This window comes from Pseudoxanthomonas sp. LjRoot204_2 (assembly GCF_056175765.1).
On the sequence record NZ_JBGFFG010000145.1, the window covers coordinates 1 to 7658 of the forward strand.

Genomic DNA, 7658 nt, shown 5'->3' on the forward strand with positions numbered 1-7658 from the left:
GTGCACACCGCCTTCCGCGAGCGCGTCGGGCGAGAAGCCGGGGCGCTCGTCGTCCTGCGCCCAGGACACATGCTCGCGCGGGCCCGGCACATAGACTTCCCACTTGCCGTAGCGGGGCTTCTCGCCGAAGTTGAAATCGACCGGCACGCGCACGACCCAGTGCGGCTGCTCCGCGGCATCACCGCGGGTGGGGGTATTGAAGGTCCACTTTTGCGCCGCGCCGATCGCCGCGCGCGCGAAGCGCTCGCGGAACTGGCGCATCTGCCCTTCGCTGGCGACCATGCGCAGGTTCACCTGCTCCGCGACCACGTCGTCGACAGTGCCGTCACGGCCGATCTTCAACAGCAGGTACACGGTTCCCTGGACGCCGCCCTGGGCCGCCGCCATCGGATAACCCGGCGGCTTCATGCCAATGCTGCTGATGCGCTCCTCCGCCGGCATGGCCTGGTAGTCCCCGAAGTCCGCACCCCGGACCGTGACCTGCATCTTGCCGTCTCCGGTCGATTTCGCCACCAGCCGGGCGCTCATCCGCGTGCGCACCTGCCTGACGACGCCTTCCACCAGAACCGGCTCGAAGCGCCACGACGTCGCGACCTGGGTCACGAAGGGCGCGATGCCCTCCGGCAACCGGTCCGGCGTGTCCAGGTCCACGGCGGCCACGCTGCCATCGGTGCGGATGGTGATCATGCCGGTGACCAGCATGCTGCCTTCGACCTGCTTGCGGACGGCACGCGGGCCCTCCGCATGGGCGCCCTGCGCGAACGCCACCAGCCCCACGAGCACCCACACCAGCCAGGCCATGCGCTGCTTCATACGTTCTCCTCGATCCCTGGAAACGGGTCCGTCGTGACCCTGTCCGCCGCATACTATCCCCGCGAGGTGACGCATGCACGGTAGTGGTCTGGAGTTGGCGCTGGTGTTCCTGCTGGCCGCGGTGATCGCGGTGCCGGTGTTCAAGCGGTTCGGGTTGGGGGCGGTGCTGGCCTATCTGGTGGCCGGGGTGGTGCTGGGGCCGGACGGGCTGGCGCTGGTGCGCGATGCCGACCGCATCCTCAACGCCGCGGAGATCGGCGTGGTGATGATGCTGTTCGTCATCGGCCTGGAACTGTCGCCTTCGCGCCTGCGGGTGATGCGCAAACCGGTGTTCGGCGCCGGCGGCCTGCAGGTGCTGCTGAGCGCGCTGGTGCTGGGCGGCGTCGCGCTGCTGTTCGAACACCACTGGAAGACCGCGCTGGTGGTCGGCCTGGGGCTGGCGCTGTCGTCCACCGCCGTCAGCCTGCAGTTGTTGTCCGAACACAAGGAACTGACCAGCGAGCACGGCCGCCTCGGCTTCGCGATCCTGCTGTTCCAGGACCTGGTGGCGATCCCCCTGCTGGCCGCGATCCCCCTGCTCGGCGGCGCGAAGAACGAAACGCTGACGTGGACGATGGTGTTCCATGCCGTCGGTGCCATCGCCGTCGTCATCCTCGGCGGCCGCCTGGTGCTGCGGCAGCTGTTCCGCATCGTCGCGCGCACGCGCATGCCCGAGGTGTTCACCGCCACGGCGCTGCTGGTGGTGCTGGGCATCGCCTGGTTCATGCAGCTGGCCGGCCTGAGCGCGGGCCTGGGCGCGTTCCTGGCCGGCGTGCTGCTGTCCGACTCGGAGTTCCGCCACGAGCTGGAATCGCAGATCGATCCGTTCAAGGGATTGCTGCTGGGGCTGTTCTTCATCGCGGTCGGCATGGACATCGACCTGGATGCGGTGGCCGAGCAGCCGGAACTGATCGCCTCGGGCGTGCTGATCCTGCTGACAGTGAAGTTCGCCCTGCTGTTCGGCGTCGGCCGCTGGCCGGGCCGGCTCGATCCGCGCAGCGCGCTGATGCTGGCCGGCACGTTGTGGTTGGGCGGCGAATTCGCCTTCGTGGTGTTCAGCGAGGCCGCGCGCGTGAAGCTGATGGACGTGGCGCTGCGCAACCAGTTGAGTGCGATCGTGGGCCTGTCGATGGCGCTGACCCCCTTGCTGTTGCTGGGCCTGCACCGTCTGCTTGCCGACGTGAAACGGCCGACGGCCGCGCCGCGCTCGTTCGACGAGATCCCGGACGAGCAGCCGCAGGTGCTGATCGCGGGCATGGGCCGCTTCGGCCAGATCGTCGCCCGCTTGCTGACCGCGCAGCGCATCCCGTTCGTCGCGCTGGAGCACAGCCCCGAGACGGTGGACACCCTGCGGCGGTTCGGCAACATCCGGCTCTACTACGGCGATCCGACCCGGCCGGACCTGCTGAGGTCCGCGGGCGGCCAGCACGTGAAGGTGTTCGTGATCGCCATGGACGACCCGGACACGAACATCAAGGCGACCCGCTTGATCCGCCGCATGTTCCCCGACGCGCGCGTGCTGGCGCGTGCGCGCAACCGGCAGCATGCGTGGCGGCTGATGGACCTGAGTGCGGAGGCCTATCGCGAAACGCTGGGGTCGAGCCTCGAGATGGCGCAGCAGGTGCTGGTGGAACTCGGCATGCCGCCGGAAACCGCCGCCGAACACGCGCGGCGGTTCCGCCAGCACGACGAGAAGCTGCTGCGGGCGCAGTACCTGGTGTACGACGACGACGGCGCGGTGATCCAGACCGCGCGCGATGCGGTCAGCGACCTGGAGAAACTGTTCGAGGCCGATGCGACCGGCCAGGACGCGCCGGCGAAGTGAGCGCGCGCGTCAGCCGCGGTCGCGGAGGAAGCGGGCCATCGATGCGCCGGCGCCCGGCGTGGCGGGAACGAATTCCGCCGCCACGTCGATGAATCCGCGCATCACCGCGATCTCGCGCGGCGTCCGGTTCAGCGTGTCCCGCAGCTCCGGATCTGCGCCTGCCCGCAACAGGCGGCTGACGACGCGCAACAGGCCGTGCAGCGACGCCAGGTGCAGCGGACCGAAACCGCGCGGATCCTGCACGTCCAGCGAGACGCCTTCGTCCAGCAGGCGTTCCAGGCCCGCCAGCACCACCTCTTCGTCGCACGCGGTCCCCGGTTCGGCGCGCGCGCCCAGCAACAGCAGCAGCGGCGTCACCGCGCCTGCCGCCATCGCTTCGGATTCCGCACCGGACAACAGCAGCGTATCCAGCAGCGCCAGCAACCGCGGCTTCTCGCGGGCGGTGAATCCGTAGAGCGCGGCGCAGTGCAGCGGCGTGAGGCCCTGCGCATCGCCGGCCTGCACGTTGGCGCCGGCGGTGATCAGGCGGGCGGCGATCTCCGGCAGGCCGAGCGCCGCGGCCAGCATCAGCACGGTCACGCCACCGGGCAGGCGGTATTCGATGTCGGCGCCGGCCGCGAGCAGCGCGCCGACGATCTCGACCTGGCGCATGCTCACCGCAGCCGACAGCGGCGTGGCGCCGGTATGGGCGGCACGTTGCGCGTCGGCGCCGCGCGCGAGCAGCAGCTCGACGACGGCCGTGAAACCGCCCCCCGCGGCGCGCAGCAGCGCCGTGCAGCCTTGCGCATCGGGAGAATCGACATCGAAGCCGAGATCCAGCAGGCGTCGCACGGCATCGCGATCACCGGCCATCGCCGCTGCCGGCAGGTCGGCGGGACGCAGCGCGCGCCGCGGCAGCGGCCAGAGGCGCCAGTCGAGCCAGTCGGCCAGGTCGCGACGCCCGCACGCCAGGGCGACGCCGAGCGGGGTCTGGCCATCGGCTGCACGCGCATCCGGCGAGGCCCCCTTCGCGACCAGGTGCTTGAGCGCCGTCTCGCGGCCCAGCACGGCGGCCAGATGCAGCGCCGTCATGCCGTGGCTGTCGCGCGCTTCGCGGTCCACGCCGATGTCGAGCAGGCGGTCGAGCACGCGCTGCCACCCCAGGCGCACCGCCAGGGACAACGCCGGATCGCCCTGCCCCGACGACGCGAACGGATCGGCGCCACGTTCCAGCAGGTCCAGGGCACAGGATTCGAGTGCGCGCGCCGCCTGGTCGTCCGCCGCGCAGGCCGCCATGAAACGCGCAAGACCGCCGGCGCCGGAAGGCGATACCCCGCGTGCCAGCAGGGTGGCCAGCGCGGGCTGGCCAGCGACGCCCTGTGCCAGCACGGCGAAGACCAGACTGTCGCCACGCTCATTGCGGGTGTCGGGGTCGGCGCCGTGGCGCAGCAGCCACGCCAGGCGCGCGGGCCGCTGCATGTCGGCGTCGTGCAGCAGTGCACCCAGTTCGTCGCGGGAGCACAGCCGCGCCAGCGCATCCAGACCATCGAACTGCCCGCTCGCCAAGCCGTYGCGCAGCAGCGCCGAGGGGGCACGGTCGGGCGGCGTCTCGTCGTCGGCCGCAGCGACGGCGGTGGGCAACGCGTAACCGGGATCGAGGGCCGACACCAGCGCCCAGCGTCCGGCTTCGGCCGCTGCATCGACCGCGCGCCGGCCTTCCGCATCGGCAGCGGCAGGATCGACACCCCATTCCAGCAAGCGCCTCACCAGCGCGGGCGAGGCATGGTCCGCGGTGCACGCCAGCATCAGGGCGTTGCGATGCCCGGCGTCGACGGCGGCGCGATCGGCGCCCGCGTCGGCCAGCTTTTCCAGCATGGCCAGATGCCCGCCGCGGGCGGCTTCCAGCCACGGCGTGCGCTGCTGGCTGTCGCGCGCATGCACGTCGGCACCCGCCGCCAGCAGGGTTGCGGCGATCTCGGCGTGGCCGGCGAAGGCAGCTTCGTGCAGGGCGCTACGGCGCTGCGCGTCGCGCGCGTCGACCTTGGCCTTGTGCTTGAGGAGCAACTGGACGCCCGCGGGGTCGTCCTCTTCGGTGGACGCAGCGGCCAGCAGCACCGGCTGCCCGCCCTGCGGGTCAGGGCGCGCACCGCGTTCGAGCAGGAACTTCGCCAGCCGCCAGTTGCCGGCCACGCAGGCGACGCCGAGCGGCGTCAGGCCATCGTGGTTCAGTGCATCCAGTTCCGCCGCCGCGTCGCGCAGCAGTGCCACCACGCCGGGGTCGGAACTGCGGGCAGCGTGGTGCAGCGGCGTGTTGCCATCGCCGTCGGCAATGCGAGGGTCGGCACCGTTGGCCAGCAGGGTCGTGACGGCATCGGGGCGGCCATGCCAGCTGTCGCGCGTCGCCGCCAGCAGCGGAGTGACGCCGGCATGCGCGTGGTTGAGGTCGACCCCGTGGGCGATCAGCGTGCGCAGCAGCCGGAGGTCGGGCAGTACCGCAGCGAGGGCGCCGAGGCTGCGCTGGTCGCGCGCGCCTTCTGCCGGCAGCGCATGCGGGTCCGCGCCGGCGTCGATCAATTCCAGCGCGCGCTCGACGCGGCCGGTCCGCGCGGCGTCGAACAGCGCCTGCTCCAGGTCGGTCACCGGTCCGGCGGAGACCGGAACCTCCGCGAAGGCGTCGACGTCGACATCGCCGTCGGGCATTTCCACCACCGGCAGGACGCCTGCCCCCTGCAGCCGTTGCACGCCCAGGTGCAGGAGCGGCAGGGACACGGCGTAGACGATGGCCGCCACCACGCGCGCTGCATCGGGCACCAGGCCGGGCCACGCCAGGCACAACCCGCCGCCTACGGCGAGCGCCAGCAGCGTCGCCACGGCCAGCCCACGCCAGGCATGGAAGTCGCGCTCGACCAGCCCGCGCCAGTGGGCCGACAGCGCTCCGCCGTCGCGCTCCAGCCCGTGCCACAGTGGCCATGTGCGCCAGAGTCCCACGATCACCGCGCCGACCACCGCACTGACGCCCAGCGCCGCCGGCAGGCTGCCGCTGTCGTGCAGCGAGGCCAGCGGCCAGGCCAGCAACGCGGCGCTGGCAGCGAACGCGATGCCCCAGGCCAGCAGCAGCGCGGGCAGGTCTTCCCGCCAGGCACGGGCCGGTGCCAGCACGCGCGTGCCGCGCAGCCACGACACGGCCAGGGCGATCGCCGGTTGTGCGAGGCAGGCCGCGATGGCCGCCACCACGCCACCGGTCCATCCCCCCAGCGCCGCCAGCAGCACGCCCGCCAGCAGGGCAGCGACGGCGACGGGACGGGTCTGCAGGCGCGACTCAGGCATCGGCACGGACGCGCGGATCGGACGGCGGCGGAAACTGCACATGGAATCCGCGCGCGGCCAGGTTCTCGCGGACGACGGCGGCATCCTCGCGCGCCAGTTTCCGGTCCGGGGTCAGGGCCACTTCGAGCACGAACGACAGATCGCCCAACTGAGTGCGCAGCGGTTCCGGCACGAGGGTGAATCCATCGCGCGTGGCCAGGTAGACGAACGTGTCGGCCTTGCGCTGGCTCTTGTAGACGTAGGCTTGCATGCGCGCGTGTCGCGCCCCGCGTATGGACAAGCGGAGATTGTGCGGGAAATGCGGTAGGCGCGAAACCCGCGCGCGTTGACGCCCGCGCATGACCATCGGCGGCCGGAACCGCACGACGGGGCTGGTAATCTTGCGCCCTTCACCTCGCACTAACGGATGCCCGATGCGCCCCGTCCTGCTCGCCCTGCTGCTGCCGCTCGCCCTCGCGCCGTCCGCACGCGCACAGACCACCGCACCCTTCACGCTGGAGCAGGCGATGGCGGAGCCGGACTGGATCGGCCCGCCGGTCGAGCGCGCCTGGTGGTCGTGGGACGGCAAGCAGGTCCAGTACGACCTCAAGCGCGACAGCAGCCTCGTGCGCGATACCTTCGAACAAGCGCTCGATGGCGGCGCCGCGCATCGCGTCGGCGACGACCGGCGCGCCGGCCTGGATGCCGCCAGCCCGGTGTACGACGTCCATCGCCAGCGCATGCTGCTGTCGCGCAACGGCGACCTGTTCGTGCGCGACCTGCGCAGCGGCGCATTGACCCAGGTCACCCGCACCAACGACGCTGAGCAGCAGGCACGTTTTGCCCACGACGGCGCGGTGATCTGGCGCGCGGGCTCCACCTGGTACCGCTGGACGGCCGGCGCCGGCACCACGACCTTCGCCGAACTCAAGGCCGAGCGCGATCCGCTGGCGCCGCCGAAGGCCGACGCCCTGCGCGCGCAGCAGCTGCGCACCCTCCGCACGCTGGCCGACGACCGTGCCCAGCGCGAAGACGCGCAGAAGCAGGCGGAGGCGTGGCGCAAGGCCGACCCGACCCGCGCGCCCGCACCGGTGTACCTCGGCAACGACGTGGAGATCGAAGCGAGCTCGCTGTCGCCGAATGGCCGCTGGCTACTGGTGGTGACCCGCAAGAAGGGGGCCGACCCGGGACAGGCCGGCAAGATGCCCAAGTACGTGACCGAATCCGGCTACGAGGAGTTCCAGGACGTGCGCACCCGCGTGGGACGCAACGCGCCCCTGCCGCATGCGCTGTGGCGCRTGGACCTGGCCGACGGCAGCGTGAAGCCGCTCGCGTTCGATCCGCTGCCCGGCATCGACAGGGATCCGCTCGCCGCGCTGCGCAAGAAGGCCGGCCAGGAGCCGCTGAAGGGCAACCGCGACGTGCGCGTGGAGAACGACAGCGACGGCGGTGCCATTGCCTGGACGAACGATGGCACCCAGGCCGCGGTGCAGATCCATGCGGTCGACAACAAGGACCGCTGGATCGCCACCGTCGACCTGGCGGGTGCCCGCCTGCTGCCGCGCCATCGCCTGAGCGACGAGGCCTGGATCAACTGGGGCTTCAACCAGTTCGGCTGGCTGCCGGACAACCGCACGCTGTGGCTGCTGTCGGAAGAGTCCGGCTACTCGCACCTCTACACGGCGACGGGTCTGTC

4 protein-coding genes and 1 pseudogene are annotated in these 7658 nt (G+C 71.7%); 2 read left to right on the forward strand and 3 right to left on the reverse strand.

All coding sequences use genetic code 11. The features are described from left to right. A partial coding sequence (locus AC04L7_RS08650; protein ID WP_475512835.1) for an energy transducer TonB occupies positions 1–813 on the reverse strand: 813 nt, incomplete at its 3' end. Positions 814–886: 73 nt separating this feature from the next. Here AC04L7_RS08650 and AC04L7_RS08655 point away from each other — a divergent pair. Further along, positions 887–2677 carry a monovalent cation:proton antiporter-2 (CPA2) family protein gene (locus tag AC04L7_RS08655; RefSeq protein WP_436000630.1) on the forward strand — a complete coding sequence of 597 codons (1791 nt, stop codon included), beginning with the start codon at positions 887–889 and terminating at the stop codon, positions 2675–2677. Positions 2678–2686: 9 nt separating this feature from the next. Here the strand turns inward: AC04L7_RS08655 and AC04L7_RS08660 are convergent, their stop codons facing one another. Next, a complete protein-coding gene (locus tag AC04L7_RS08660) occupies positions 2687–5983 on the reverse strand; it encodes an ankyrin repeat domain-containing protein (RefSeq protein WP_475512836.1) in 3297 nt (1098 codons plus the stop codon). Then, a complete protein-coding gene (locus AC04L7_RS08665; protein ID WP_296278919.1) occupies positions 5976–6233 on the reverse strand; it encodes a YcgL domain-containing protein in 258 nt (85 codons plus the stop codon). Before AC04L7_RS08665 ends, AC04L7_RS08660 begins: the two co-directional genes overlap by 8 nt. A gap of 163 nt (positions 6234–6396) precedes the next feature. Here AC04L7_RS08665 and AC04L7_RS08670 point away from each other — a divergent pair. After that, positions 6397–7658 (forward strand): annotated as a pseudogene (locus AC04L7_RS08670) (S9 family peptidase); the annotation flags it as partial.

Bases quoted from the DNA above. Each gene is read 5' to 3' on its own strand.
- AC04L7_RS08655 (WP_436000630.1), top strand. From the start codon at position 887: ATGCACGGTAGTGGTCTGGAGTTGGCGCTGGTGTTCCTGCTGGCCGCG.
- AC04L7_RS08665 (WP_296278919.1), bottom strand. From the start codon at position 6,233: ATGCAAGCCTACGTCTACAAGAGCCAGCGCAAGGCCGACACGTTCGTC.